21 protein-coding genes are annotated in these 24,255 nt (G+C 72.4%); 16 read left to right on the plus strand and 5 right to left on the minus strand.

What is annotated here, in order from left to right; all coding sequences use genetic code 11:
- Positions 1-111 precede the first annotated feature (111 nt).
- The 3 genes from QOZ89_RS42325 (at position 112) to QOZ89_RS42335 (ending at position 3,290) form a co-directional block, all read left to right on the plus strand.
- A complete protein-coding gene (locus QOZ89_RS42325) occupies positions 112-1,725 on the plus strand; it encodes an IS1634 family transposase (RefSeq protein WP_312628410.1) in 1,614 nt (537 codons plus the stop codon).
- A gap of 207 nt (positions 1,726-1,932) precedes the next feature.
- The gene (locus tag QOZ89_RS42330) at positions 1,933-2,307 is read left to right on the plus strand and encodes a BlaI/MecI/CopY family transcriptional regulator (RefSeq protein ID WP_312629833.1); all 375 of its coding nucleotides are present in this window, start codon (positions 1,933-1,935) and stop codon (positions 2,305-2,307) included.
- A complete protein-coding gene (locus tag QOZ89_RS42335) occupies positions 2,304-3,290 on the plus strand; it encodes a M56 family metallopeptidase (protein ID WP_312629835.1) in 987 nt (328 codons plus the stop codon). Before QOZ89_RS42330 ends, QOZ89_RS42335 begins: the two co-directional genes overlap by 4 nt.
- 400 nt (positions 3,291-3,690) lie before the next feature.
- Here QOZ89_RS42335 and QOZ89_RS42340 read toward each other — a convergent pair whose 3' ends face one another.
- A complete protein-coding gene (locus QOZ89_RS42340; RefSeq protein WP_312629837.1) occupies positions 3,691-4,455 on the minus strand; it encodes an IclR family transcriptional regulator in 765 nt (254 codons plus the stop codon).
- A 630-nt stretch (positions 4,456-5,085) separates the two neighbouring features.
- Between QOZ89_RS42340 and QOZ89_RS42345 the strand changes: the two genes are divergently transcribed.
- Positions 5,086-6,936 carry a sensor histidine kinase gene (locus QOZ89_RS42345; protein ID WP_312629839.1) on the plus strand — a complete coding sequence of 617 codons (1,851 nt, stop codon included), beginning with the start codon at positions 5,086-5,088 and terminating at the stop codon, positions 6,934-6,936.
- The gene (locus tag QOZ89_RS42350) at positions 6,933-7,724 is read left to right on the plus strand and encodes a response regulator transcription factor (protein ID WP_312629841.1); all 792 of its coding nucleotides are present in this window, start codon (positions 6,933-6,935) and stop codon (positions 7,722-7,724) included. Before QOZ89_RS42345 ends, QOZ89_RS42350 begins: the two co-directional genes overlap by 4 nt.
- Here QOZ89_RS42350 and QOZ89_RS42355 read toward each other — a convergent pair.
- Positions 7,616-7,999, minus strand: a complete 384-nt coding sequence (locus tag QOZ89_RS42355) for a response regulator (protein WP_071046665.1) — start codon at positions 7,997-7,999, stop codon at positions 7,616-7,618. The genes QOZ89_RS42350 and QOZ89_RS42355 overlap by 109 nt on opposite strands.
- A gap of 230 nt (positions 8,000-8,229) precedes the next feature.
- Between QOZ89_RS42355 and QOZ89_RS42360 the strand changes: the two genes are divergently transcribed.
- Genes QOZ89_RS42360 through QOZ89_RS42385 form a run of 6 tightly spaced genes read left to right on the plus strand, consistent with a single transcriptional unit; the run spans position 8,230 to position 16,137 of the window.
- Positions 8,230-8,868, plus strand: a complete 639-nt coding sequence (locus tag QOZ89_RS42360) for a hypothetical protein (RefSeq protein ID WP_241841470.1) — start codon at positions 8,230-8,232, stop codon at positions 8,866-8,868.
- Positions 8,865-9,536 (plus strand): hypothetical protein, encoded by a 672-nt coding sequence (locus tag QOZ89_RS42365; protein WP_312629845.1) that lies wholly within the window; start codon positions 8,865-8,867, stop codon positions 9,534-9,536. Before QOZ89_RS42360 ends, QOZ89_RS42365 begins: the two co-directional genes overlap by 4 nt.
- A 34-nt stretch (positions 9,537-9,570) precedes the next feature.
- Positions 9,571-10,413, plus strand: coding sequence for a vWA domain-containing protein (locus QOZ89_RS42370; RefSeq protein ID WP_071046663.1), 843 nt, complete (start codon positions 9,571-9,573; stop codon positions 10,411-10,413).
- On the plus strand, positions 10,410-11,219 hold the full coding sequence (locus QOZ89_RS42375) for a hypothetical protein (protein ID WP_241841469.1): 810 nt from the start codon (positions 10,410-10,412) through the stop codon (positions 11,217-11,219). The genes QOZ89_RS42370 and QOZ89_RS42375 overlap by 4 nt, the downstream gene beginning before the upstream one ends.
- The gene (locus tag QOZ89_RS42380; RefSeq protein ID WP_312629849.1) at positions 11,216-12,586 is read left to right on the plus strand and encodes a hypothetical protein; all 1,371 of its coding nucleotides are present in this window, start codon (positions 11,216-11,218) and stop codon (positions 12,584-12,586) included. The genes QOZ89_RS42375 and QOZ89_RS42380 overlap by 4 nt, the downstream gene beginning before the upstream one ends.
- Positions 12,553-16,137, plus strand: coding sequence for a protein kinase domain-containing protein (locus QOZ89_RS42385; RefSeq protein WP_312629850.1), 3,585 nt, complete (start codon positions 12,553-12,555; stop codon positions 16,135-16,137). Before QOZ89_RS42380 ends, QOZ89_RS42385 begins: the two co-directional genes overlap by 34 nt.
- Positions 16,138-16,407: 270 nt before the next feature.
- On the opposite strand, the gene QOZ89_RS42390 is transcribed toward QOZ89_RS42385, so the two are convergent.
- The gene (locus QOZ89_RS42390; RefSeq protein ID WP_312629851.1) at positions 16,408-16,734 is read right to left on the minus strand and encodes a DUF305 domain-containing protein; all 327 of its coding nucleotides are present in this window, start codon (positions 16,732-16,734) and stop codon (positions 16,408-16,410) included.
- A gap of 244 nt (positions 16,735-16,978) precedes the next feature.
- Between QOZ89_RS42390 and QOZ89_RS42395 the strand changes: the two genes are divergently transcribed.
- From QOZ89_RS42395 to QOZ89_RS42405, 3 genes are read left to right on the plus strand one after another with little or no spacing between them, the layout of a single operon-like run.
- A complete protein-coding gene (locus QOZ89_RS42395) occupies positions 16,979-17,188 on the plus strand; it encodes a heavy-metal-associated domain-containing protein (RefSeq protein ID WP_312629853.1) in 210 nt (69 codons plus the stop codon).
- Positions 17,188-18,135, plus strand: a complete 948-nt coding sequence (locus tag QOZ89_RS42400; RefSeq protein WP_312629854.1) for a DUF8832 domain-containing protein — start codon at positions 17,188-17,190, stop codon at positions 18,133-18,135. The genes QOZ89_RS42395 and QOZ89_RS42400 overlap by 1 nt, the downstream gene beginning before the upstream one ends.
- A gap of 33 nt (positions 18,136-18,168) precedes the next feature.
- Positions 18,169-20,496, plus strand: a complete 2,328-nt coding sequence (locus tag QOZ89_RS42405) for a heavy metal translocating P-type ATPase (RefSeq protein WP_071046659.1) — start codon at positions 18,169-18,171, stop codon at positions 20,494-20,496.
- Positions 20,497-20,692: 196 nt separating this feature from the next.
- Here the strand turns inward: QOZ89_RS42405 and QOZ89_RS42410 are convergent, their stop codons facing one another.
- The gene (locus tag QOZ89_RS42410; protein ID WP_083418086.1) at positions 20,693-21,352 is read right to left on the minus strand and encodes a response regulator; all 660 of its coding nucleotides are present in this window, start codon (positions 21,350-21,352) and stop codon (positions 20,693-20,695) included.
- The gene (locus QOZ89_RS42415) at positions 21,349-22,533 is read right to left on the minus strand and encodes a sensor histidine kinase (RefSeq protein ID WP_241841466.1); all 1,185 of its coding nucleotides are present in this window, start codon (positions 22,531-22,533) and stop codon (positions 21,349-21,351) included. Before QOZ89_RS42415 ends, QOZ89_RS42410 begins: the two co-directional genes overlap by 4 nt.
- Before the next feature lie 265 nt (positions 22,534-22,798).
- Here QOZ89_RS42415 and QOZ89_RS42420 point away from each other — a divergent pair, with 265 nt between their 5' ends.
- A complete protein-coding gene (locus QOZ89_RS42420; protein WP_071046658.1) occupies positions 22,799-23,518 on the plus strand; it encodes an ATP-binding cassette domain-containing protein in 720 nt (239 codons plus the stop codon).
- A complete protein-coding gene (locus QOZ89_RS42425) occupies positions 23,515-24,255 on the plus strand; it encodes an ABC transporter permease (protein WP_312629855.1) in 741 nt (246 codons plus the stop codon). Before QOZ89_RS42420 ends, QOZ89_RS42425 begins: the two co-directional genes overlap by 4 nt.

The following is a 24,255-nucleotide window of genomic DNA, read 5'->3' on the forward strand; positions in this document are numbered from 1 at the left end:
CTAGCCCTGTCCTTCGCACGTGCGTGTGATGGGCCAGCTACGTGATCTTTTGATCGTTCTGTGTCGGGCCTGCCGCGCCGCGGAGTGGTGGGCCTGGCACGGTTCCTGGCTGTGACGGCCGCGGCGGACTACGGGCCGCCGAGCGTCGAGAAGATGCTCGGCGCGCTGCCGGTCATCCGTGACTTCCTGCGCCGGCTCGATGTCGCCGGCACCGTCGGCCGGCTCTGCCCGGTCCGCGACATCGCCCGGCTCACCCATGGCCAGGTCATCGAGGTCCTGATCGCCAACCGGCTGACCTGCCCGACCGCGATGGTCCGCGTCGCCGACTGGGCGGCGGCCTGGGCGGTCGAGGAGGTCTTCGACGTCCCGGCGGACGCGCTGGGCGACGACCGGATCGCCCGGGCCCTCGACGCGCTCGCGGAGCAGGCCGACCAGGTCGTCGGCTCGATCGGCGCGGCCGCGGTCGCCGGCTTCGGCCTGGATGTGTCCCAGGTGCACTGGGACATGACGTCGATCTCCCTGTACGGCGCCTACCCCGAGACGGATCCCGACTACGCCACGCCGCGGTACGGCCATCCCAAGGACCGTCGGCCCGACCTCAAACAGATCCAGACCGGGCTCGGGGTCCTCGCCGACGGCGGGGTCCCGCTGGTCGCGAGGGCCTACGACGGTGGCGCGGCCGAGGTCTGTCAGGTCGTCGGTGCGCTGCGCGCCCTGCGGACGGCCGCCGGCCCGCGCCCGTTCCTGCTGGTCGGCGACACGAAGCTGGTCTCCTACACCAACCTGTCCGCGCTCGTCGCCACCGACGGCGCACGGTTCATCGCCCCGGCGCCCAGGAACGTCGTGCCCGCGACCGTGCTCGCCGCCCTCGACGTGACCACCGCGGCCCCGGTCGACTACGTCGCCGTCCGCGACCGGGAGAAGTTCGCCCACCAGCGGGCCTTCTACCGGGCCTGTGAGGGCCGGACCACGGTGCGCGGGCCGCGGAAGAAGGATCCGCCGCTGGTCGTGCGCACCGTCCACGTCTGGTCGTCGGCCAGAGCCCAGGCCGCCGTGTCCGCCCGCCGGCTCAAGCTGGCCAGGGCCACCGACGAGCTCGACCGGCTCGTGCGCACCGCCGGCACCCGCTACCACCCCGACGAGCAGGCGGTACGGGCCCGTGCCGAGCAGGTCTGCCGGTCCCGCCGGGTCACCGGCCTGGTCCACTACGAGATCGACGCCGATGAGGCCAGTGGGAAGACCACCTTCACCTGGGCGTTCGACGAGACGGCCCTGGCCGCCGAGGCAGCCAGCGACGGCTGGTACGCGCTGCTGACGAACCTGACCGTCGCCGAGGCGGACGCGGCCGAGGTGCTGCGCCGCTACAAGGGGCAGGAGAAGGTCGAGCGCCGCTACAGCGACTACAAGGGGCCGCTCGCCGTCGCGCCGCTGTTCCTGCGGTCCAACCAGCGGATCGACGGGCTGATCCACGTGATCTGCCTGGCGTTGCTGGTCTTCAGCCTGATCGAACGTGAGGTCCGCCGGGCGATCGCTCCGGCCGAGAAGCTGCCGGGTCTCTACGCCGGGCGGCCCGCCAGGCCCACCGGCCGGCTCGTCTTCGAAGCCCTCGCCGCGCTGCGCCTGGTTCCCGCCATCGGCGGCCAGCCCGCCTACATCCCCTGGCCGGGGACGTTGCAACGCCACCTGCTCGACCTCCTCGGAGTCGACCCCACCCAGCCTCCATGATCGAAAAACGTGATCACCGGGGCGGGTAGGGGCACCAGAATCCGATGTGCGAAACACAGGACTAGCGGCACTCAGCTGCCCGCTGAACGCAGCCGGACTGGGCGCTTCATCCCCGCCGGCTGGCGACGGGCGAGACGTGGCACCATCGCCTTGTCACAAGCCGGCCCGCTCTGACCCGGCGCACAGGGCAGGGCGAGGGGAGGTGGGATGGAGCTGTTCGGCGACCTCGAGGCCGAGGTGATGGACCGGATGTGGGCTCGCGTGGAGCCGGCCACAGTACGCGACATCCTCGAGGATCTGCAGCAGGTCCGCCCGCTCGCTTACACCACCGTCATGACGGTGATGGACCGCCTCTTCCAGAAGGGCTGGCTCACCCGGGAGCGGATCGGCCGCGGGTACGTCTACGCCACCACACTTTCACGCAGCGAGTACACCGCGCGGCAGCTGAGCGAGGTGCTGTCCAGCACCGACAACCGTGGGATGGCCCTGCTGCACTTCGTCCGGTCCGTGGACCCCGCCGAGGTAGAGGCGCTGGGCGACGCGCTGCGCTGGCGCGCTCAGGAGAAGGGCGGACTGACGTGACGGCCCCGCTGCTGACCGGCTACATCCTGGCGATGCTGTTCCTCGCGCCGCGGCTACTGCGCGGCGCCGGCTGGACCCGCAGGGCGCCGAGGTTGGGCATCGGCTTGTGGGTCGCCGCCTGCCTGTCCACGGTCGCCGCGGTGTGCCTCCTCGGAGCCTTGCTGGTTGTGCCGCTACTGACCGTCGGCCACGCGATCATGTCGCTGATCATGGCGTGCGGCATCTCGCCGCATCATGTCTCCAGCACCGCCGTGTCGCTGGCCATGGACGCGGCCGGGCTCGGTGTGATGACCATCGTCGCGGGGCGCATCCTGTACGCGACGGCAACCGTCGCGCTGCCGCAGCGCCAGCTGCGGCGCCGGCACGCCGCCGTGCTGCGGGCACTCGGGCATCGCCACCCCACCCGTGGCGACGTCCTTGTCGTCGAGCACCCGGTGCCGGCGGTCTACTGCCTGCCCGCCCGCCGCCGGCTCGTCGTGGTCTCCGAGAGTGCCCTCTCGCTGCTCGACCCGCCGCTGCTCGACGCGGTGATCGCCCACGAGTACGCCCACCTACGCGGCCACCACTACCTGATCACCACCGTCACCGCGGTACTCGCCCGTGCCTTCCCCGGACTGCCGCTGTTCACCACCGCCGACGACGAGGTGCGACAACTCGTCGAGATGGCCGCCGACGACAGCGCCGCCCGCCGCTCCACCCCGCATACCGTCGCCCGCGCCCTGCTCGACCTGGTCGCCGGCCAGCCGCCCGCGCCCGTGCTCGGGATGGCCGGCGGCAGCGCCGCGGAACGGGTGCGCCGTCTGCTCGCCCCCGGCCGTCCCCTCAGCTGGGCCGCGCGCTACCTCGCCGCCGCCGGTGCCGCCGCGCTGCTACTCCTGCCCGTCGCCGTGCCGACGGTGCCAGCCCTCGTCGACCACGCCACCCACTGCCCCCCGGCCGTTCCTGCCGCTGTCGCGGACACCGCACCACACCCCACGCTCTGATCTCGCGGCCCGGCACGAGCGCATGGCGCCGAACGCCTGATCGCCGGTGACCTCGGTAGGGCGTCATGAGGCGGCAGCTGCGCTCCGAGATCGCCAAGCTCACCAGCACGCCGATGCTGGCGAGCCTCCCGGCCACGCTGGCCGGACTGGTCGCGCTCGCCTGGCGCCGCATGGCTACGGCCCGGCCGCCAGACACCTCGCCACCAGATCCGACCAGCTCGGCGTCTTCATCGATGTGGGTGCCATCCCGCCGCCCTGCTGGGAGCCCTCTCGATCACGGCGGAGATCCGGAGCGGAACCATCCGGCCTCAACCCGAGTTCTGGCACGGAACAGTGGCGAGACTGTCTCCCGAGGACTCGGTATCCCGTTGATTTCCGCGATGCGACTGTGCGCCCCGGTTCACGGTGTCAGGGCCTTCAGCGAAGATTCGATGCTGGCCGCCGCGGCGACCAGCGGACGGGCTATACGCTCGGGCGCCCAACTGCCGATGCGTCCGGTGATACCGAGGACGCCGACGAGGGAGCCTTCTTGGTCTCGAATCCCGGCGGCAATACAGCTGTATCCAAACCTGGACTGTTCGTGCTCTATGGCCGTTCCGGTGTCGCGGGCGACCGCGAGGGCGGCGATGAGCTGTGGCCACGAGGTGGTGGTACGGGCGGTGGCCTTCGGTAGTGACTGCGGGCGCAGTTGCTCGACAAGGTCGGGGCGGTCGGCCAGCAGAACCCGGCCGGCAGCCGTCATAAGAAGGGCCGGGCCGGAGAATTCCAGCGTCCCTTCCCCCTGCCGCACCGCCTGTGCCCGGTTCGTGCCGAACGCGCTGTCCACGAGTGTGAGGGATCTCTCGGTTGCCGCGGCGATCCAGGCAACTTCCCCGGTGCGCGCAAAGAGCTCCTGAACGTATGGCGTGGCCACATCGCGGAGACCGTGATGCCTGGCCGCACGCGCACCCAGATCCAACAGATGGCTGCCAAGCCGAAAACCGTCATCGCGGCGTTCCAGGAGGCGCCGGGCCACGAGATCAGCCGCGATGCGCCGGACCGTCGGCTTGGGGATGCCGGTGGCGCGGGTCAGCTCCGCCAGGGTCATGGCGTCGGCCTGGGCCGCGACCGCGTCGAGGACGGCAACAACCCGCCCCGTGACCGTGTGATCGTCCATGCTGCTCATGCTCCCGCACGCCACCCAACGAGGGTGGCGATATCGGGTCACTCAGTGACTCGGCAGCCTGGATGCTGCGGTCCCCGGCGGCTACTGTGGTCCAAGCATTGGATACGGGGGGCGGGGGCGGACACCTGTCGACGGTCGAGAACACGACGACGGGCCGCGAAGAGCAGGCCTTTCGCTGCGCCTCGCGGGGCGCGAGCAGCATCGCGATCTTGGGGCGGAGCGCGGCGGCGGGAGCCCGCGGCGACCGCGGCCACTACGACCCCGCCAAGGCCACCGGCCCACGACCGCGGCCCTCGGCCGCGTTCATCGAACCAGCGGCCGCGGTCTGATCGTCGGACCCGCCAACGCCTCCGCGCGCCCTGAGCTCTCCGAATACGACGGACCCGGCCAGAGAAACCCTGCCCGGGACCCTCGGACACGTTTCAGGCACCCACGGCCGTTCCCGAACCGGTCCCAACAGAATTCGACTGTCCATGTTCTTCCGAGTGAGCCGTTCCCTCGCCGGTTGGCATTACCTCGCGAATATCCGATCAGTAACATGGCCGATCCCGCAGTCAGCTCGGAATGGTCCAGGGAGGAGCGCGCCGTGCGGGATCATGCGGGTGGGCGACTCGTCCCGGGGCGGCGGCCATGAAAGGCGGGCTCGGCGCCATCGCGATCGACGCCGTCCCTGAGGCGGCGCCCCCGGGCGATCCCGCGGCGTTCATAGCGACCGATCCCGCGGCGTTCACAGCGGGCGATCCCGCGGCGTTCACAGCCAGGCTGGGGAGCGGACCGCGCAGCCGCTACGGCGTCCCGGCGCTCGCCGTGGCGGGCGCGGCCTTTGGCGCGGTGGTCCTTTGGCTGGCGGACTCTGGCCGGACCCCGGACACGACCAGCACCCTGTTCTCCGGCATCGTCGGCGGGCTCTACCTGCTGACCGGCTCCGTCACGCACCTACGCCGGCCGGGTCGGCTCGGGCTGCGGATGGTGACGGTCGGCATCGCCTGGTTCGCCGAGGACCTGTGGGTCTCGATCGATCCGGTGCCGCATACCGTCGGGATGCTCGTCCGGTGCGTGGCCTCGGCGTGTCTGGTGCACGTCCTGCTGGCCTTCCCGGAGGGGCGGCTGCGGGCGCGCACCGAGCGAGTGGTGACCGGCGCCGTGTATGTGTTCGTGCTTGTCGTCGTGCCGCTGGGCGTGCCGTTCTACGAGTCAATGACGCCGAACCTGCTGCTTGTCGCCGACCTGGCCGACCTGCAGGACATGCTGATCGACGGCGTGCAGGTGGTGTTCGCCGTGATCGTCGGCGGCCTGCTGGTCCGGCGCTGGTTCGTTGCCACCCCGCCGGCCCGCCGGGTGCTCGCGCCGGTGTACGGCGTCGGGCTCGTCGGGAGCGTCGCGTCGCTGCTCCACCCGGCGCTGCCCGACTCGAGCGCGCTGCTGGTCAACGAGGTCGCTCACCTCGCCACGCTCGGGCTCCCCGTGGCGTTCCTGGCCGGCGCGCTGCGCGTCCGGCTCGGCCGCACGGCCGTCGCGGATCTCCTGCTCCAGCTGCCGCGGATATCGCCGGCCGACCTGCCTGACCTGTTGGCCCGCGCGCTCGGCGACCCCGCGCTGCGCATCGCCTACCCTCGCCCGGACGAGGCCGGTTCCACCACCGGGTACATGGACGCCGCCGGGCAGCTCGTCACGCCCCGCCCGGACGACGCGATCACTCCGGTCCGGCGCGGCCCGCGCGTCGTCGCCGTGCTCCTGCACGACCCGGCGCTGCGCGCCGACCCGCATGTTCTGCACGCGGTGACGGCGGTCGCGGCGCTGGAGCTGGACAACCAGCGACTCGCCGCGGAGGTGCGGGCTCAGCTTGCCGAGGCCCGGGCGTCCCGGGTCCGCATCGTCGCGGCGGCCGACGAGCAGCGCCGGCGGATCGAACGCGATCTGCACGACGGTGCTCAGCAACAGCTCGTCACGGCCGCGCTGGTCCTGCGGCTGGCACGCGACCGGCTCGGTCCTGCGCAGCCCGACCCCGAGATAGACGCGCTCCTGCGGCGGGCCGCTGACGGGCTGGCGGGGGCGGTGGCGGAGCTGCGCGAACTCGCCCGCGGCATCCACCCCGCGGTGCTCACGGAGGCCGGGCTGTTGCCCGCGCTGCGGGCGCTCGCCGCCCGCTCGGCGTACCCGGTGCAGGTCGTCGACGGACCCGCGTTGCCGCCGTTGGCGGACGGGGTGGCCGCGACGGCTTACTTCGTCGCGGCCGAGGCCGTGACGAACGCGGCGAAGCACGCCTGCGCCAACCAGGTCCAGGTCCACGTCCGGGCGTCCGGGAACCGGCTGCTCGTCACTGTCGCCGATGACGGCGTCGGCGGCGCCGACATGGGCGCGGGGACGGGCCTGCTCGGGCTGCGCGACCGGGTCGCCGCGCTCGACGGCAAGCTGGTCGTGCGCAGTTTTCCCGGTGCCGGGACCTCCGTCCACGCCGAGCTACCCCTGGAGGGGCCGTGACCACCGTCACCACCGCGCCCGACCCGGCCGCGACGGTGACGCGTGTCGTCCTCGCCGACGACGCGTCGCTCTTCCGGTCGGCGCTCGCCGAGCTGTTGGAACGTGACGGGTGCGCGATCGTCGCGCAGGCTGGGAACGCGGACGAGCTGCTCGACGCCGTCGAGCGGCACCGTCCGGACCTCGCGGTCGTCGACATCCGGATGCCGCCCACCCACCGCCTGGAAGGTCTGCGCGCGGCCGTGCTGCTGCGGCGGCGCCATCCCGGGACGGGCGTGCTTCTCCTGTCCCAGCATCTGGAGGTCGCGCACCTCGACGAGCTGGTCGGGCAGACCGCGAGCGGTGTGGGCTACCTCCTCAAGGATCGGGTCACCGGGCCCGACTTCCTGGACGCCGTGCGCCGGGTGGCCGCCGATGGCTGCGCGTTCGACCTCGAGGTCGTCCGGATGCTCGCCGGCGGCCGGCTCGGCGGCGGCACGGGGCGGCGCGACGAGCTGGCCGAGCTCAGCTCACGGGAGCGGCAGGTCCTCGCCCTGATGGCACAGGGCCGGTCCAACAACGGGATCGCCGACGAGCTGCACCTCACGACGCGCACTGTTGAGACGCATGTCCGCAGCGTCTTCCAGCGGCTCGCGCTGGCCGACGAGGCCGAGCACAATCGCCGCGTCCTCGCGGTACTCGCCTACCTGCGCTCGGCGCGCCGTGCCATGATCAGCGCCAGCGCGGCCGCCGACAGCGCCGACTTGGGGAGGAACCCCGCGGCGGACGACTGCTCGATCGCGTCACCGTAGTGCTCGGCGTCGCGGACCGAGCAGAACACGACCGTGACGGCGGGGGCCGAGCGGCGTAGCGCCCGGCAGACGCTGAACCCGTCCATGTCGGGCAGCGCGATGTCGAGCAGAACAATGTCGGGGCCGGCCGCGGGCACGGCGGCCAGTGCCCCGGCCCCGGTAGCGGCGTCGCCGACCACCTGGTAGCCGCCGCCTTCCAGGAGCTCGCGGGCGACAGCACGGAACGGTGCGCTGTCATCGACGATGAAGACGCGGCCGACCGCCACCCGGTCCATCTTCCGGACGCTAGCACCGGCGTCCGGCCCCAACCTCGGTGCCAGCACTGGGAAAACCCGTCCCGCAAGCCGGTGTTGGCACTGATGTGTCCCGCCCCGACGGGCCCGAGACTCCTTCCCATGAAGGCTGTACTGAGCGTGCTCGCGTGCGGGTGCGCCGGCTCGGCGAGTGTCGGCGCCGCGTTCACATGCGTCTGACAGAGCGCCGTAGGCCGCTGTGGCGGCACCCGGTGCTGGCACCCGGGTACGCGGCGGCGATCGCGTTCGGTGCCGTCGCGCTATCGAGCCTTGTCGTGGCGCCGCGGGAGTCGGATCCCGGCCCGGCGGTGAAGGTCACTGTCACCGTGTCGGCGGCGGATGCCCGGCTCCTGACCGGCCTGACCGTCCAGGTCCGCGACGGTGCGACGGTGCTGGCCGCGGGCTCGACCGACGCGAAGGGCACGTGGTCCGCGGACGTCGCTCCCGGCGACCACGAGGTGTGCGTGGTCTCGGCGGCCGGCCCGGTGCGCCTGGCCGGGTCGAAGCCGCCGTCGGCGTGCGGGCGGGAGTCGTTGTCCGCCGACAAGGCGACCGAGCTGGATGTCGAGCGGGTTCAGGTGATCGCGCAGAGGACGGGCGGCGGCGACCAGGTCCCGAGCGGGGGCAAGGTCACCATCCGTTATGCCGAGGGCACGCCGAAGAGCGGGGTTCTCGACGAGACCGGGCGGTTCACGCCTTCCGAGCTGCCGCTGAACGCCGAGGTCTGTCTGGACCTGCCGACCGGTTGGCAGTTCGTCGATTCGAAGGCCGACGCGGAAAAGGACGGTCAGCAATGCCAGGCGGTCACTAATCCGGCCGCCGATGTGCTGTTCCGTGTGGAGGCATCGTGACAGCGAGAGCCGAGGAGCGCACGGCGACGGGGAGAGCGGGTCGGGTTCCAAACCTGCTGCTCGCGGTCACGGCGCTGGCCGCGGCCCTGCTCGGCTGGGCCCTGCTGTTCCAGGATCGGCCGCCCGGGAAGACGATCGCCGTGATCCTCGTGGCCGTCGCCGTGGGTTGGCTGGTCGCGGCTCTGCTGGCGCGGCCGCTACCCGTCCGCGAAGGGCCGCCGGAGCCGGCCCGCGGGCGACCGCCGGAGCCGGCCGGCGGGCGGCCGCCGGGACCGGCCCGTGAACGGCCGCCGGGACCGGACAGCCGATGGTCCGGGCCGGCCTCCGACGGCGCCGGGCTGGAAAGCGCGCAGCTCGTGCTACCGGTCGGGCGGGCGGCGGGCGGCACCCCGCAGGCGGGCCAGTGGTGGAACAGGGCGTCCCCGGCGCCCGCCGAGGACGCCCGCCCGACCGAATCGGTCCGCCCGGCTCCCCGCGATCTCGCGGCGCTGCGCGACTCCGCCCGCGTCGTGCAGTGTCCGCGCTGCGGTGCGTTCCGCATCGACGTCCGGCACCTCGATACCGGCTACGCGTTCCGCTGCCGCGTCGACGGCCACGAGTGGACCTGGCGGCCCGGCACCGCCTGGCCGCTCACCGTCGTCGCGAGTCGCCGACGGCATGCCACCTGAACCCAGGACTGCGCTGACCAGGACGGATGGACGCATGTACGAGCGGACCTTCTCCCGTACCAACCCCGGCTGCATCGTGTTCCTGCTGGACCGGTCTGACTCGATGAAGCAGCCGTGGCAGTCCAGCGGGGGCACCCTCGCTGAGGGTGCGACCCGGGCCGTGAACAAGATCCTGCTTGATCTGTGCGTGAAGTCGGCGAAAGAGGTCGGCGGCCAGGCCCGGCACTATTTCGACGTCGGGGTGTTCGGCTATGGCGCCTGCCCGGTGGCGGGCGGCGAAGGCGTCGAGCCGGCGCTGGGCGGGCAGCCGATCGTGCCGATCCCGCAGGTGTTCGACAGCCCGCTGCGGGTCGAGACCGACCCGTCGGTCGACGCCGTCGCCGGCTCCCGGCTCCCGGTCTGGGTCGAGCCGGTGTTCGGCTACCGCACCCCGATGTGCCAGGCCATCGCGACGGCGGGCGAGCACGTGTTCGGGTGGGCGGCGAGCCACCCCGACTCGTTCCCGCCGATCGTCATCAACATCACCGACGGGATGGTCACCGACAGCCCCTATGACGGCGCGGACCTCTCCGAGTGGGCCGCCCGGCTGACCTCGATCGAGACCCGCGACGGCCAGGCGCTGCTGTTCAACATCTTCCTGTCGCCGACAGTCGCGCCCGAGGTGCTGTTCCCGGCCACCGCCGCCGGGCTGCCCGAACCAGGCCCCGAGCTGTTCGCGATCTCCAGCGCGCTGCCGGCATCGATGATCGCGAACGCGCGCGGCGCACGGATGGAGATCGCCGACGGCGGTCGCGGGTTCGTGTTCAACGCCGGCCTGGCGACGCTCATGTGGTTCCTGGAGATCGGCACGCGGGTAGCCGACGTCCGGGACCGGTGAGGACACCGCTGATGATTCTCGCCCGCTCCGTCTGTTTCTGGCTGGAGAAGCTGGGCAGCGTGGCAACGGAATGGGAGGACGCCGCCGCCTACCACGACGGCGACCCGGCCGCCGGCGTCGCGCCCCGGTACGTGGTCGTGGACGGCGCCACCGAGGCCTACGACGCGATCCGCTGGGTGGAGCACCTCGCCGGCTCGTTCGTCGCCGACACCGGGCCCGACCTCACTCCGACCGGGCTGCGCACCTGGTTCGAACAGGTCCAGCGGCTGTGGGCCGCCGAGGCACCCGCACGGTTCGCGACGGTCATCGAGGAGCACAAGTTCCATGCCGAGGGGTCGTTCGCGACGTTCCTGGGGTGCCGCCTCACCGGCCTCGACGGTCCCCATGCCCGCTGGGAGGCCGCCGCACTCGGCGACACCGTGCTGTTCCACGTCCGGGCCGGCCGGCTGCTCCTGCACTTTCCGCCGATCGGCGTGGACGGCTTCGGCCTGTCGCCCGACGGGATCGGCACCCGCCCGGCGGCGCTCGGCCCGATGCTGCGCGGTCTGGAGCTGGCCAGCGGCGAGGTCCGCGCGGGCGACGTGCTCTTCATCGCCACCGACGCGCTGGCCCACTGGCTGCTGCTGGAGGCCGCGCGCGACGAGGCGTCGCTGTGGGCGGCACTCGCCGGCCTGGACCACGACGCGGCGTTCGCGGCGATCGTCGCCGACCAGCGCGCGGCCGGGCGGATGCACAACGACGACGTCACGCTGCTGCGTGTCCGCCTTGTCACGGCCGAGCCCGGCGCCCTGGTGGTGTCCTTGTGACCGGCCATCCTTCCGCCGAGGACTACATCAAGGCCGTGCAGCGGCCCGACCTCGTGTTCGACCGGCCAGAGCTGACCGAGGCCCGCTTCGACGTGCACCCGATGATGGGCATCCCCGTCCCGGCGTCGGGCAGCACCGCGGTCGTGTTCAGGGCAACGGTCGGCGGTACCGCCCAGGCGCTGCGGTTCTTCACCCGCGAGGACGCCTCCACGCAGCAGCGCTACACCGCGCTCAACACCTGGTTCAGTGAACGCGGCCTCACCGACGACGTCGCCAGCTGTCGGTGGGTGGACGACGCGATCCTGGTCAACGGGCGGCGCTGGCCGATGGTTCAGATGGAATGGGTGGAGGGGCACCCACTCGACCGGCACGTCGAGGATCTCGTCGAGACCGGCGACCGCGTGGCGCTGGGCACGCTCGCCGACTCGTGGCGCGACCTGCTGCGCCGGATGCAGGCCGCCCGATTCGCGCACGGCGACCTGCAGCACGGCAACGTCCTCGTCGACGCGACCGGCCGTATGCGCCTGGTCGACTTCGACAGCTCGTGGATCGTCCCGTTCACCGGCTTCCCGCCGCCGACGGAGGGCGGGCACCGCAACTACCAGCCCGAGAACCGGCCCTGGGGCCCGTGGATGGACACCTTCCCCGGGCTCGTCATCTACCTCTCGCTGCTGGCGCTCGCCCACGAGCCGGGGCAGTGGGAGCAGCTCAACGACGGCGAGAACCTGCTCTTCGGTCACAAGGACTACCTGCCGCCGCATCGGACCGAGGCGTGGTCGTGGGTCGAGCGGTTGCGCGACCCACAGATCGATCAGCTCGCGGCCCGGCTGCGGGCCTGCTGCGCGCCGAGCTGGACGGCCACCGGCGACCTGGAAGGGCTGATCACGGGGCCCGTTCCCTGGTGGACGCGCACCGCCGCGCGCCCGACGGTCGGCGCGCCGATCGCTCCCGAGCCCACCACCGCCCCCTCGCCGGCCGGCACGCCGACCGCTTCCACACCGCCGTGGCCCCGTCCCCAGCCCGATCCCCAGCCGACGGGGCAGTCCGGGTGGTGGCAGCAGTCCGGGCCGCGGCCGATCCCGACGCAGCCCGGACCGGCGCAGGCCCCGGCGCGGGCCCCGGCGCGGGCAGGCGGCGGCAGGCGGCTGGCGCGCACTGTGGGCCGAACCCTGTCCGCCACGGTCGCGGCGTTGCTGGTCTGGATCGTCGGTGCCGCCCTGATCAGGGGCGTACTCGTCGGCCTCGCCGGCCTGCCCTCCGCCGACGGCTCCGTCATCGCCGTGCTTCTCGCCCTCGTGCTGGCGCTGATCGTGCTCGTCCTCATGATCCGGAGATGGCGGCGACAACCACCGGGGAAGGCGCGATGACACAGCGGATGTTCGGCCCGTACCGCATCGAGGCGCTGCTGGGCCGCGGTGGGATGGGCGAGGTCTACCGCGCCTACGACACCGGGCAGCAGCGGATGGTCGCGCTCAAGGTCCTGCTCCCGGGCCTGGCCGGGGACCCGCAGTTCGCCGAGCGGTTCCGCCGGGAGTCCGAGATCGTGGCGCAGCTGCGGGAACCGCACGTGATCCCGATCCACCGTCACGGCGAGATCGACGGCCAGCTCTTCATCGACATGCGCCTGGTGGAGGGCGCCCACCTGGGCACGGTCCTGCGCGACGGCCCGCTCGACCCGTGGACGGCCGTCGACGTCGTCGGGCAGGTCGCCTCCGCGCTGGACGCCGCGCACGCCGACGGGCTGGTGCACCGTGACGTCAAACCGTCCAACGTGCTGTGCGCGGGCCGCGGCCGTCCGACCGACTTCGTCTACCTCGTGGACTTCGGGATCGCCCGCTCGGTCGACGGTACCGGGATCACCACGACCGGAGTGGCGGTCGGCTCGGTGGAGTACATGGCGCCCGAGCGTTTCCAGTCCGGGCGGGTCGACCAGCGGGCGGACGTCTACTCGCTGGCCTGCCTGCTCTTCGAGTGCCTGTCCGGGCGCAGGCCGTTCGTCACCGCCGAACGGCTCGCGGTCATCATGGCGCACATGCAGGACCCGCCACCCGTCCTGTCGGCCGCGCGGCCCGGGGCACCGACGGTGTTCGACGACGTCATCGTGCGGGGTCTGGCGAAGGCTCCGAGCGACCGGCATCCGTCGGCGTCCGCGTTCGCGGAGGCGGCCCGCGAGGCCCTCGCGACCCTCACGCCGCCCACCCCGGCGACGCCGGTCCCGCCGCCCGCCGCCCCGCCCGCGGGTGGCAAATGGTGGACGCGGGCGAACGGCGCCCCCGCGGCGAAGCCCGCATCCGCCGCTCCGCCCGCGTCATCACCATCGCCGCCGGCGCCGACGCCGGTCGGGCCTGGACCTGGCTGGTGGAAGGGGGCGAGCTCTCCGCCGCCGCGACCCGACCCGCCGACGCAGCCCGATCCACCGACCGCTCCCGCGCCCGCACCCGCCACCCCGCCCGCGCCACCGTCACCGCCGCCGGCATCTCCCTCACCGCCGCCGACGCCGGTCGGGCCTGGACCTGGCTGGTGGAAGGGGGCGAGCTCTCCGCCGCCGCGACCCGACCCGCCGACGCAGCCCGATCCACCGACCGCTCCCGCGCCCGCACCCGCCACCCCGCCCGCATCACCACCGCCGCCGGCACCGCCATCTCCGTCTCCGCCGCCGCCGCCGGCTCCATCGTCGTCTCCGTCACCTTCACCGCCGCCCCAGGCACGGGCGTCATCGTCAGCCGCGCCTGGACCTGGTTGGTGGAAGGGGGCGGGCTCTCCGCCGCCACAGCCCAACCCGCCCGCGCAGCCCGATCCGCCGACCGCACCCGCACCCGCACCACTCCTCGCCACCAGGCGTTACCAGATGACCCAGCCGGCACCGGCCACGCTGCCGCCCACGGTCCAGGTGCCAGGCGCCGGACCTGCCAGGCCGGTCTCGAGTGGGACATGGTGGGAACGCAAGGCCACAGCGCTGCACCCGGTCGGGGCGGCGTCGGTCGTCATCGGCCGCGCGCCCGAGTGCGACGTGGTGCTCGCCGACCCGCTCGTCTCGCGCCGGCACGCGGAGCTGCGCCGGGTCGGGCCCGACTGGCGGATCGTCGACCTCGGCGGCTGGAACGGGACGTTCGTCAACGGCCACCGGGTCGACCAGGCGACGATCGGGGCCGGGGACATCGTCGGCATCGGGCACGCCCTGCTGCACCTGCAGGGCGGCACCCTCGTCGAGTACACCGACTCCGGCGACATCTCGTTCGAGGCCGACGACCTGGTCGTCACCCGCTCCGGACGGCGGCTGCTCGACGGGGTCGGGTTCGCGCTGCCGCAGCGCAGCCTGCTGGCCGTCGTCGGGCCGAGCGGGGCCGGGAAGTCCACACTGCTCGGCGCGCTGACCGGGCAGCGTCCGGCGGACTCCGGCGAGGTCCGCTACGCCGGCCGAGACCTCTACGCGTCCTACGACGAGCTGCGCCAGCGCATCGGGCTCGTCCCCCAGGACGACATCCTGCACCCGCAGCTGACCGTCCGCCGGGCCCTGCGGTACGCGGCCGCGCTGCGGTTCCCCGCCGACACTCCGGCGGCCGAGTGCAACGCGCGAGTCGAGGAGGTGATCGGCGAGCTGGGACTGGCCGACCAGGCCGGTCAGCGGATCACCACTCTCTCCGGCGGGCAGCGCAAGCGCACGAGCGTCGCGCTGGAACTGCTCACCCGCCCGTCCCTGCTCTTCCTCGACGAGCCGACGTCCGGGCTGGACCCGGGCATGGACAAGTCGGTGATGCAGACTCTGCGCAAGCTGGCCGACGACGGCCGAACAGTAGTAGTCGTCACGCACTCTCCCGCGCAACTCGATCTCTGCGACCGGCTGCTCGTGCTCGCGTCGGGCGGCCGGCTCGCCTACTTCGGCCCGCCAGGCGAGGCGCTCGCCTACTTCGGCCAGCGTGACTTCGCGGACATGTTCCTGCTGCTCGACCGCTCCAGGGACGTCGACTGGACGGCCCGGTTCCGGGCCTCGCCGCAGTTCGCGAAGTACGGGATGCCGAACGGCGCCGCGCAGCCCGCCACGCCCGCGCCGCGGGCGGCGCCGGACGCGCCACCGCGACAGCAACCGGCGCTGCGCCAGTTCGCCGTGCTCGCCCGCCGCTACCTCGCGGTGATCGCGGCCGATCGGGCCTACACGCTGTTCCTGCTGGCGCTGCCGCTGGTACTGAGCCTTTTCGCGCAACTGCTGCCGGGCAAGCACGGGCTTTCGTGGATGGGCACGCAGGCCGATCGCGACAGCGACAGCGACATCGCGCCGCTCATGCTCGTGCTCGTCCTCGGATGTGCGTTCACGGGGTTCGCCGGAGCGTTCCGCGAACTGGTCAAGGAACGCTCCATCTTCCGCCGGGAGCAGGCGATCGGGCTCTCGCGCGGCGCCTACCTCTGGTCGAAACTCGCCGTACTGGGCGCGATCACCAGCGCGCAGGCCGTGATCCTTGCCGTCGCCGGACTGTACGGCCAACCCGCCCCGGACACGCCGCTCGTGCTGGGCAGCGGGCTGACTGAGGTCGCCGTCGCCATGATCGCGGTCGCGCTGGCCGCGATGGCCCAGGGACTGCTGGTCTCTGCTCTGATCGCGAACGCCGACCGCGGCATGCCCATTCTCGTGGTCGTCCTGCTGCTGCAGTTCCTGCTGTGCGGGCTGCTCATCCCACTGGACGGTCGCCCACCACTGGAACAGCTCGCATACCTCATGCCGGCCCGGTGGGGGTTCGCGATGGTCGCGGCGACCACCGGCTACCACCAGACGCCGACCGACCCCGAGCTTGATCCGCTGTGGACGGCCGACGCCGGCACCTGGGCGCTCGACCTCGCCGCGCTCCTGCTGCTGACCACGGCCGTCGCGTGGGCGACGTGGCCCGTCCTGCGCCGCGGGTCGTCCCCCCGGAAGGGCCGATGACCGGACCGCCGTGAGCGGATCGCTGCCCATTCCCACCCGGCACGGCCCGAACCCGGCCGGTAGCTCCTCGACATCCCGATATGACAGCGCGAGCCGGGGGCCACACGCCCGCCTGGCCGGCATCCGCTTTGGGGAATCCTTGCGACAGACCGCCGGAAAGCCCGGATCGGTGGGCGGTCCCAGGGACCGCCCACCGCCGGCTACGGGTAGTAGCTCAGACGCGCTCGGCGTTGCCGGCCAAGTCACCAGGCAAGCCAGACGGCCTACAGGTCAGATCTTCGCCAGCAGTCCGTTCATCTCCGTGATTTCGGCGGTCTGGCTGGTCCTGATGCTGGTGGCGAGCTGCCTGGCGGGGCCGTACCGGCCGTCGCGCTCCTCAGCGGTCGCCATCGCCACCGCACCGTTGTGGTGGGCAGTCATCATCGTCAGGAACATCCGGTCGAAGTCCCGCCCGGACGCGGCGGCCAACTTCGCCATGTCCTGGGCGTTCATCATCCCGTCCATCGATGGGCCACTCGCCGTCGGCGTCGTGGTCGCCATCGGCATGCCACTCATGTTCATGCCGCCGCTCATCGGCATCCCGGTAGTCATGGGCATGGTGGACTCGCCTCCCGTATGCATCCCGTCCATCCCCCAGGGGATCGACGGTGTTCGCCGCGTCTGCGCGTTGCCGCCCCGACCGTCAGGCCTCCGGGCTCCGGAATCCCCGCGCGACCGCTGGGGCTGTCGCCTGCCTGTCTCCCCGCTCGCTCCAACCCGCATTGACGGGTACCCCTAGGGGGTATAAACATGACCTGGAGATACCCGGATGGGGTATCTGACTCGGGAGGGAGCGGGCGCGATGACCACGAGCGAGTACCAGGTGACGGGCATGAGCTGCGGTCACTGCGAGGCCGCGGTTCGCGGTGAGGTCGGCAAGATCGCCAGCATTGAGGAGATCCAGGTGAGCGCGCGGACCGGCCGGCTGGTCGTCACCGCCACCGAGCCGGTGGACGACGCGCGGGTGCTGGCCGCGGTGGGCGAGGCCGGTTACGAGGCGGTCCGGGTCTGATGAACGTCCCGACCCGGCTCGGCGTCTACGCCGCCGGTCTGGCGGTCCTGTTCGGCGGCGCCTTCGTCGCCGGTTCGGCCGTTATCCCTGACTCGACGGTCGCCTCGTGGACGAAGACGGCGCAGGAGAACTCGATGGACCACACCTCGACGACGCAGGCCTCGGCCGGGACCGGGTCAGTCCGCGGGCTCTCGCTCGAGCAGGACGGATACCTGCTCGGCGACGTGGCCGCGCCCGACGTGGTCGGGAAGGCCGGTGTCCTGTCGTTCCAGGTGCGCGACGGCGACGGCGACCCGCTGACGGCGTACACGCCGTCGCACGACAGGGATCTCCACTTCATCGTGGTGCGATCGGACGGCACCCAGTTCCGTCACGTCCACCCGGCACTGGGCTCCGACGGGACCTGGTCGATCCCGTGGACATGGACCGCCGCCGGCACCTACCGGGTGTTCGCGGACTTCGTGCCCGCCGGCCGGGACGCGTCCGGGGCCCCTGATGTGACCCTCACCCGCACAATCGGCGTCGCTGGGGACTTCGTCCCGGCTCCGGCCACCCACACCGCGACCACCGCGCAGGTCGACGGGTTCACGGTGGCCCTGCATGGCGACCTGCACGCCGGCACGATGTCCGGCCTGACCGTCGAGATCACCCACGACGGCAAGCCGGTCACCACCCTGCAGCCCTATCTCGGCGCCTTTGGCCACCTGGTCGCGCTGCGCGCAGGGGACCTGGCCTACCTGCACGTCCACCCCGAGGGCGAGGAACCGGCCGAGGGCGACCTGTCAGGTCCGAAGATCGGCTTCATGGCCGACGTGCCCACCGCGGGACGCTACCTGCTCTACCTCGACTTCCAGGTCGACGGGCAGGTCCACACCGCCACCTTCGTCGTCGACGCCGCTCCCGACGCCGCGGGCGACGCCGGGACCAGTGCCCACCCCGGCGCCTGATCCGGCGGGCGCGGAACGGAGAAAGGAACCGCTATGGCCACCTCCCCGGCTTACGAGGTACCGCCCGCGACGAGCGTCGAGCTCGAGATCGGCGGAATGACCTGCGCCTCGTGCGCGATGCGGATCGAGAAGAAGCTCAACAAGCTCGACGGCGTCGAGGCGTCGGTGAACTTCGCCACCGAGAAGGCCAAGGCCACCGTGCCCGCGGGCTATGACCCGCGGCTCCTGATCGCCGAAGTCGAGAAGACCGGTTACACCGCGACGCTGCCCACCCCGAAGAAAGCCGCCGACACCTCGGCCGATGCGGCGCGGGAGCAGCCTGACCACGAGCTGATCGCGCTACGGAACCGGTTGGTGGGGGCCGTGGTATTGGCGGTCCCGGTCATCGTGCTTGCCATGGTGCCCGTGCTGCAGTTCACCTTCTGGCAGTGGGCCGCCCTCGCGCTGGCGTGGCCAGTGATTCTCTGGGCGGCCTGGCCGTTCCACCGGGGGGCCTGGACCAACCTGCGCCACGGCGCGGCCACCATGGACACCCTTGTCTCGATCGGCACCCTCTCGGCGTTCGCGTGGTCGCTGTACGCCCTGTTCTGGGGCACCGCGGGTACGCCTGGGATGAAACACGGCTTCGAGTTCGCCGTCACTCCGACCGACGGCGCGGCCAACATCTACCTCGAGGTCGCCGCCGGGGTGACGATGTTCGTGCTCGCCGGCCGCTACTTCGAGAAGCGGTCCAAGCGCCAGGCCGGTGCCGCCCTGCGCGCCCTGCTCGAACTGGGCGCCAAGGACGTGGCGGTCCTGCGTGACGGTGTCGAGACCAGGATCCCGGTCGAGGACCTGGCCGTGGACGACGAGTTCGTCGTCCGTCCCGGCGAGAAGATCGCCACCGACGGGGTCGTCGTCCTGGGAAGCTCGGCGGTCGACCAGTCGATGCTCACCGGCGAGTCCGTGCCCATAGAGGTCGGCGAGGGCGACACCGTCACGGGCGCCACCATGAACGCCGGCGGACGGCTTGTGGTCCGTGCGACCCGGGTTGGCGCCGACACCCAGCTGGCCCAGATGGCCAGGCTGGTCGAGGACGCCCAGACCGGCAAGGCCGAGGTCCAGCGGCTGGCCGACAAGGTAGCCGGTGTCTTCGTGCCGGTCGTGATCGCGGTCGCCGTGGCGGTCCTCGGGGTCTGGATGGGTGCGGGGTTCCCGGCGGCCGCCGCGTTCACCGCCTCGGTAGCGGTACTGATCATCGCCTGCCCGTGCGCCCTGGGCCTGGCCACCCCGACCGCGCTGCTCGTCGGTACCGGCCGAGGAGCCCAGCTGGGGATCCTGATCAAGGGACCCGAGGTGCTGGAGTCCACCCGCAAGGTCGACACCGTCGTCCTCGACAAGACCGGCACCGTGACCACCGGAAAGATGGCGCTCGTCGAGGTCGTCACCGCTGGCGGTGTGGACCGAACCGATGTGCTACGCCTGGCAGGTGCGCTGGAAGACGCCTCCGAGCACCCCATCGCTCAGGCGATCGCGAAGGCCGCCACGCAGGAGGTTGGCGCCCTGCCGACTCCGGAGGACTTCGCGGCCGTCGAGGGCAAGGGTGTCCAGGGCATCGTCGAGGGCCACGCCGTCGTCGTCGGACGCCAGGCGCTGCTGGCCGACTGGTCGCAACACCTCACCACCGAACTGATCCAGCACAAGGCCCGCTTCGAGCAGACTGGTAGGACCGTCGTCGCGGTCGGCTGGGACGGCCAGGCCCGCGGCCTGCTGGTCGTGGCCGACCAGGTCAAACCGACCAGCCGCGAGGCGATCGCCCAGCTCACGGCGCTCGGGCTGGTGCCGGTGCTGCTCACCGGCGACAACCGGACAGTGGCCGACCAGATCGCCGCCGAGGTCGGCATCGACCAGGTCATCGCCGAGGTCCTGCCCGCTGACAAGGCCGATGTGGTCAGGCGGCTGCAGTCCGAGGGAAAGGTCGTCGCGATGATCGGCGACGGCGTCAACGACGCCGCTGCCCTGGCCCAGGCCGACCTTGGCCTGGCGATGGGGACCGGCACCGACGTCGCGATCGAGGCCGCCGACATCACCTTGGTACGCGGCGACCTGCGCAGCGCGGCGGACGCCATCCGGCTCTCCCGCCGGACCCTTGGCACGATCAGGACCAACCTGTTCTGGGCCTTCGCCTACAACACGGTGGCGATCCCGCTCGCCGCCCTGGGCCTGCTCAACCCGATGCTCGCGGGCGCGGCGATGGCGTTCTCCAGCGTCTTCGTCGTCGGCAACAGTCTGCGCCTGCGTTCCTTCACCAGCCAGGCGTCGGACAGCTCACTGTCGAGGGGCGCAGCGCGCACGGACGCGTCGCGCCTCGTAGATGCGTGAAGCACAGCGTTCCGCGAGGAAGCGCCTGTCGAGGCGCCGCGGCGGTCAGGCGCCGCCAACCACGGGGCCGCCGCTTGCGGCCGTCGCCGGTGATGAGATCACCGAATGCCCGGTGATGGTCAGAAATCCCGGCCACCTTGGCCCAGTCGAGACGTCGCGGACGATGGTGCGGGAAGTGTTGGTGGTGTTGGGCGGGTCATTTCCTGCCCGGCTGGTTGATCCCGGTTTCGTAGGCGAAGATCACTGCCTGGATCCGGTCACGTAGGCCGAGCTTCGCCAGGACCCGCTTGGCGTGGGTGCGGACGGTGGACTCCTCGACCACCAGCCGGCGCGCGATCTCGCGGTTGGACAGGCCCCGCGCCATCAGCTCGAGGACCTCCCGTTCGCGCGGGGTGAGGTCCGCCAGCGCCCGCGCCCCGGTCAGCTCCGGCACGGGCTGGCGGGCCAGGCGGTCGATGACTCGGCGGGTCACCGACGGGGACAGCAGCGCGTCGCCGGCGGCGACGGTGTGCACGGCGGCGATGAGCTCCTCGGGGCGGGTCCGCTTCAGCAGGAAGCCCGAGGCGCCGGCCCGCAGCGCCCCGAACACGTAGTCGTCCTGCTCGAACGTGGTGAGGATCAGGACCCGGGTATCGGGCACGGAGCTGGCCAGCTCGCGGGTCGCCGCTATGCCGTCCAGGTCGGGCATCCGGACGTCCATGAGCACGACATCCGGCCGCCGCCGTCGCGTCAGCGACACGGCCTCCCGGCCGGTCGCCGCCTCGCCCACGACCTCGATCGACGGGTCGGCGGTGACCAGCTCGACGAGCCCCGCCCGCATCAGATGGTCGTCGTCCGCGATGACGATCCTGGTCACGGCGCTCGCCCGGATCGCGGCAACCGCAGCACGACCCGGAACTCGCCGCCCCTGAGCCCGGCGGTCAGCGTGCCGCCGAGCAGGCTCGCGCGCTCGCGCATGCCGACGATGCCGTGGCCGCCGGCGGTGACGTCGGCGCTTTCGCTCGCGGGGTTGGTCACGGTCAACGCGCAGCCATCCGAGTCAGTCGAGATCATGACGGCCGCGGACCCGGCGCCGTGCCGCGCGGCGTTGGTCAGCGCCTCCTGCAGGACACGGTAGGCCGCTTGGTCGGACGCCCTGCCCAGGGAGCCCGGGTTGCCTTCTCGAGACATGGTCACCCGCAGGCCGGCCGCCCGATGCCGCGCGACGAGCGTGTCCGCCGAAGCCAGGCCGACCGGCGCCTCCACGGTCGCGGGGGGCACCTCGACGGCGCGCAACGAGCCGACGATCTGGTCGATGTCGGCGACCGTCTCGCGCGCGACGGTCTCGATGTCCGCCAGCGCGGCCAGCGCGCGGCGTGGGTCGCCCCGTAGCCGCGCGGCCCCGGCGCGCACCGTGATCACGTTCAGGGCATGCCCCGCCGAGTCGTGCAGGTCGCGCGCGATCCGGGCCCGTTCCTCGGCGACGGCAAGCCGCAGGTCCGTCGCCGCCGACTCGGCCGAGCGGTGCGCGCGTTCGTGCAGGTCGGCGATCTGCTGGCGGCGCAGGCGGCTGCGCTCGCCGGCGAACCACGCCGCCGCGCAGCCGAACACGGTGTGGCCCAGGTTCGTCGGCACCCACCCGGCGCTGACGACCAGGAGTGCGAGGTAGCCGGCCAGCAGCCCCAGGACGGTGCACGCGTCGCGCCGCGACCACGGCGAGGCCGCGTCCCTGCCGGCCGTCAGGAGGTAGAGCGCGACGGCGGGTCCGAGCGGCGGCCACAGCCCCAGGCCGCGCGCGGCCAGTCCCATCGCCGCGACCGTACTGGCGGCGAACACCCCGCGCGGTGAGATCCGCCACCCGGCCAAAGGAAGCGTCGAGGCGGCCAACAGGCTCAGGTCGGCGGCCTCGAGACGATCGCCGCGGGAGAGGAAGACGAACCAGCCGCCCAACGTCACTCCGGCGATCACCGCGTCCTCGATGCGGGGACGACTCGGCCGGGCCGACGCGGCGGCCGGGGAGGAGGTGAAGAAGTGCCACACACCGGCCTCGGTCGCCACGTCGCGAGCGTAGTTCGCCCAGGCCGTTCCCGAATCCCCCCGCGGGGGGATGCCGGTCGACGCGCCGAGGACCCCCGAGATCAGCCGTCAGGGCGTTTCCCGAAGCTGCCCGCGAACCTAGCGTTCGGCGAGTGATGACTTCGGCTTCGACGGCATCCGCGACAGCCTCCGGGTTCGCGGACCGCCCCGTTCTCCATGTCGCGGTCCTCGGCATCGTCGTCGTGGTCGCGCTCGCGGTGTTTCTTGTCGTCCGGCGGCGGCGCCCATGAGCGACACGCCACCTGTCGTTGCCGTCGAAGGGCTTACCAAGCGCTATGGCGGCCAGGCCGTCGTCGACGACCTGACGTTCACCCTCGACCGTGGCCAGATCACCGGGTTCCTCGGGCCCAACGGCGCCGGCAAGTCGACCACCCTGCGGATCCTGCTCGGACTCGCGTCGCCGTCCGGCGGCACCGCCCACGTCCTCGGCCTGCCCTTCGCCGAGCTCGCCGATCCCGCCGGCACCGTCGGGGCGGTCCTCGAGTCCGGCGACTTCCACCCGGCCCGGTCCGGCCGCGACCACCTGCGGGTGCTGGCCCTCGCCGCGGGCATCGACCCCGTCCGGGTCGACGAGGCGCTGGAGACCGTCGAACTGACCGGGATGGGCAGACGGCCGGTGCGGACCTATTCGCTCGGGATGCGCCAGCGACTCGGGCTCGCCGCCGCCCTGCTCGGCGACCCGCGGCTCCTCGTCCTCGACGAGCCCATCAACGGGCTCGACCCAGCCGGTGTGCACTGGCTGCGCGCCTTCCTACGCACCTATGCCGACGAGGGAGGGACCGTGCTCGTCTCCAGCCACGTCCTGGCTGAGGTCACCCAGACCGTCGACCGCGTCCTCATCATCAACCGCGGCCGCCTGGTCACCGACCAGCCGATCGGCGACTTCGCCCAGGACGGCTCCCTGGAGAACACCTACCTCGCGCTCACCACGGCGGCGACGGCATGAGACGGCAACTACGCTCCGAACTCGCCAAGCTCACCACGACACCGACGCTGGCGGTCGTTCTCGTCGCCCTCGTCGGGCTGGCCGCGCTCGCCGTCACGCTGCATGCCGTCGGTCTCTCGACGAGCCGACTAGCCACGAGACCCGACCAGCGTGGCATCTTCATCGACGTCGCCATCAATCTTGGCGCGCTGTTCGCCGCCCTGCTCGGCGCATTGTCGATCACGGCCGAGATCCGCAGCGGTACTATCCGTCCTACGTTCCTGGCGACCCCGCGCCGAGGGACCGTGATCAGGGCGAAGGCGCTGTCGGTGTTCGCCGCCGGGGTGCTCGTCGGGCTGGTCGCGACCGGCACCGTCGCGGGTGTCGGCTGGGTGGCCCTGGACCTGCGCGGGTTGACCATCCGACTGACGGCCAGCGACTACGCGCAGCTCCTCGCGGGCGGCGCGCTCGGCGGCGGACTCCTCGCCGTCGTGGGCCTGGCCATCGGCACGGTCCTGCGCGCACAGGTACCGTCCCTCGTCACGCTGTTCGCCTGGCTGCTGTTCGTGGAGAACCTGCTGATGGACCTCCCGAAGGTGCACCGGTTCGTTCCCGGCGCGCTCGCCCAGGCGCTGGCCGGCGCGAACCGCGACGGCGCACTGCACACCCCCGGCCTGGCCGCCGCACTCCTGGCGGCCTACACCGTCGTGACGCTCGCTGCCGCCACGGCGGCGACCTCCCGACGCGACGTCGCCTGA

This window comes from Pseudofrankia coriaricola (genome assembly GCF_032027725.1).
Taxonomy (GTDB): domain Bacteria; phylum Actinomycetota; class Actinomycetes; order Frankiales; family Frankiaceae; genus Pseudofrankia.

Bases quoted from the DNA above. Each gene is read 5' to 3' on its own strand.
- QOZ89_RS42355 (WP_071046665.1), bottom strand. From the start codon at position 7,999: ATGGACCGGGTGGCGGTCGGCCGCGTCTTCATCGTCGATGACAGCGCA.
- QOZ89_RS42385 (WP_312629850.1), top strand. From the start codon at position 12,553: ATGGCGGCGACAACCACCGGGGAAGGCGCGATGACACAGCGGATGTTC.
- QOZ89_RS42395 (WP_312629853.1), top strand. From the start codon at position 16,979: ATGACCACGAGCGAGTACCAGGTGACGGGCATGAGCTGCGGTCACTGC.
- QOZ89_RS42330 (WP_312629833.1), top strand. From the start codon at position 1,933: ATGGAGCTGTTCGGCGACCTCGAGGCCGAGGTGATGGACCGGATGTGG.
- QOZ89_RS42420 (WP_071046658.1), top strand. From the start codon at position 22,799: ATGAGCGACACGCCACCTGTCGTTGCCGTCGAAGGGCTTACCAAGCGC.
- QOZ89_RS42390 (WP_312629851.1), bottom strand. From the start codon at position 16,734: ATGCCCATGACTACCGGGATGCCGATGAGCGGCGGCATGAACATGAGT.
- QOZ89_RS42340 (WP_312629837.1), bottom strand. From the start codon at position 4,455: ATGAGCAGCATGGACGATCACACGGTCACGGGGCGGGTTGTTGCCGTC.
- QOZ89_RS42425 (WP_312629855.1), top strand. From the start codon at position 23,515: ATGAGACGGCAACTACGCTCCGAACTCGCCAAGCTCACCACGACACCG.
- QOZ89_RS42345 (WP_312629839.1), top strand. From the start codon at position 5,086: ATGAAAGGCGGGCTCGGCGCCATCGCGATCGACGCCGTCCCTGAGGCG.
- QOZ89_RS42405 (WP_071046659.1), top strand. From the start codon at position 18,169: ATGGCCACCTCCCCGGCTTACGAGGTACCGCCCGCGACGAGCGTCGAG.
- QOZ89_RS42370 (WP_071046663.1), top strand. From the start codon at position 9,571: ATGTACGAGCGGACCTTCTCCCGTACCAACCCCGGCTGCATCGTGTTC.
- QOZ89_RS42400 (WP_312629854.1), top strand. From the start codon at position 17,188: ATGAACGTCCCGACCCGGCTCGGCGTCTACGCCGCCGGTCTGGCGGTC.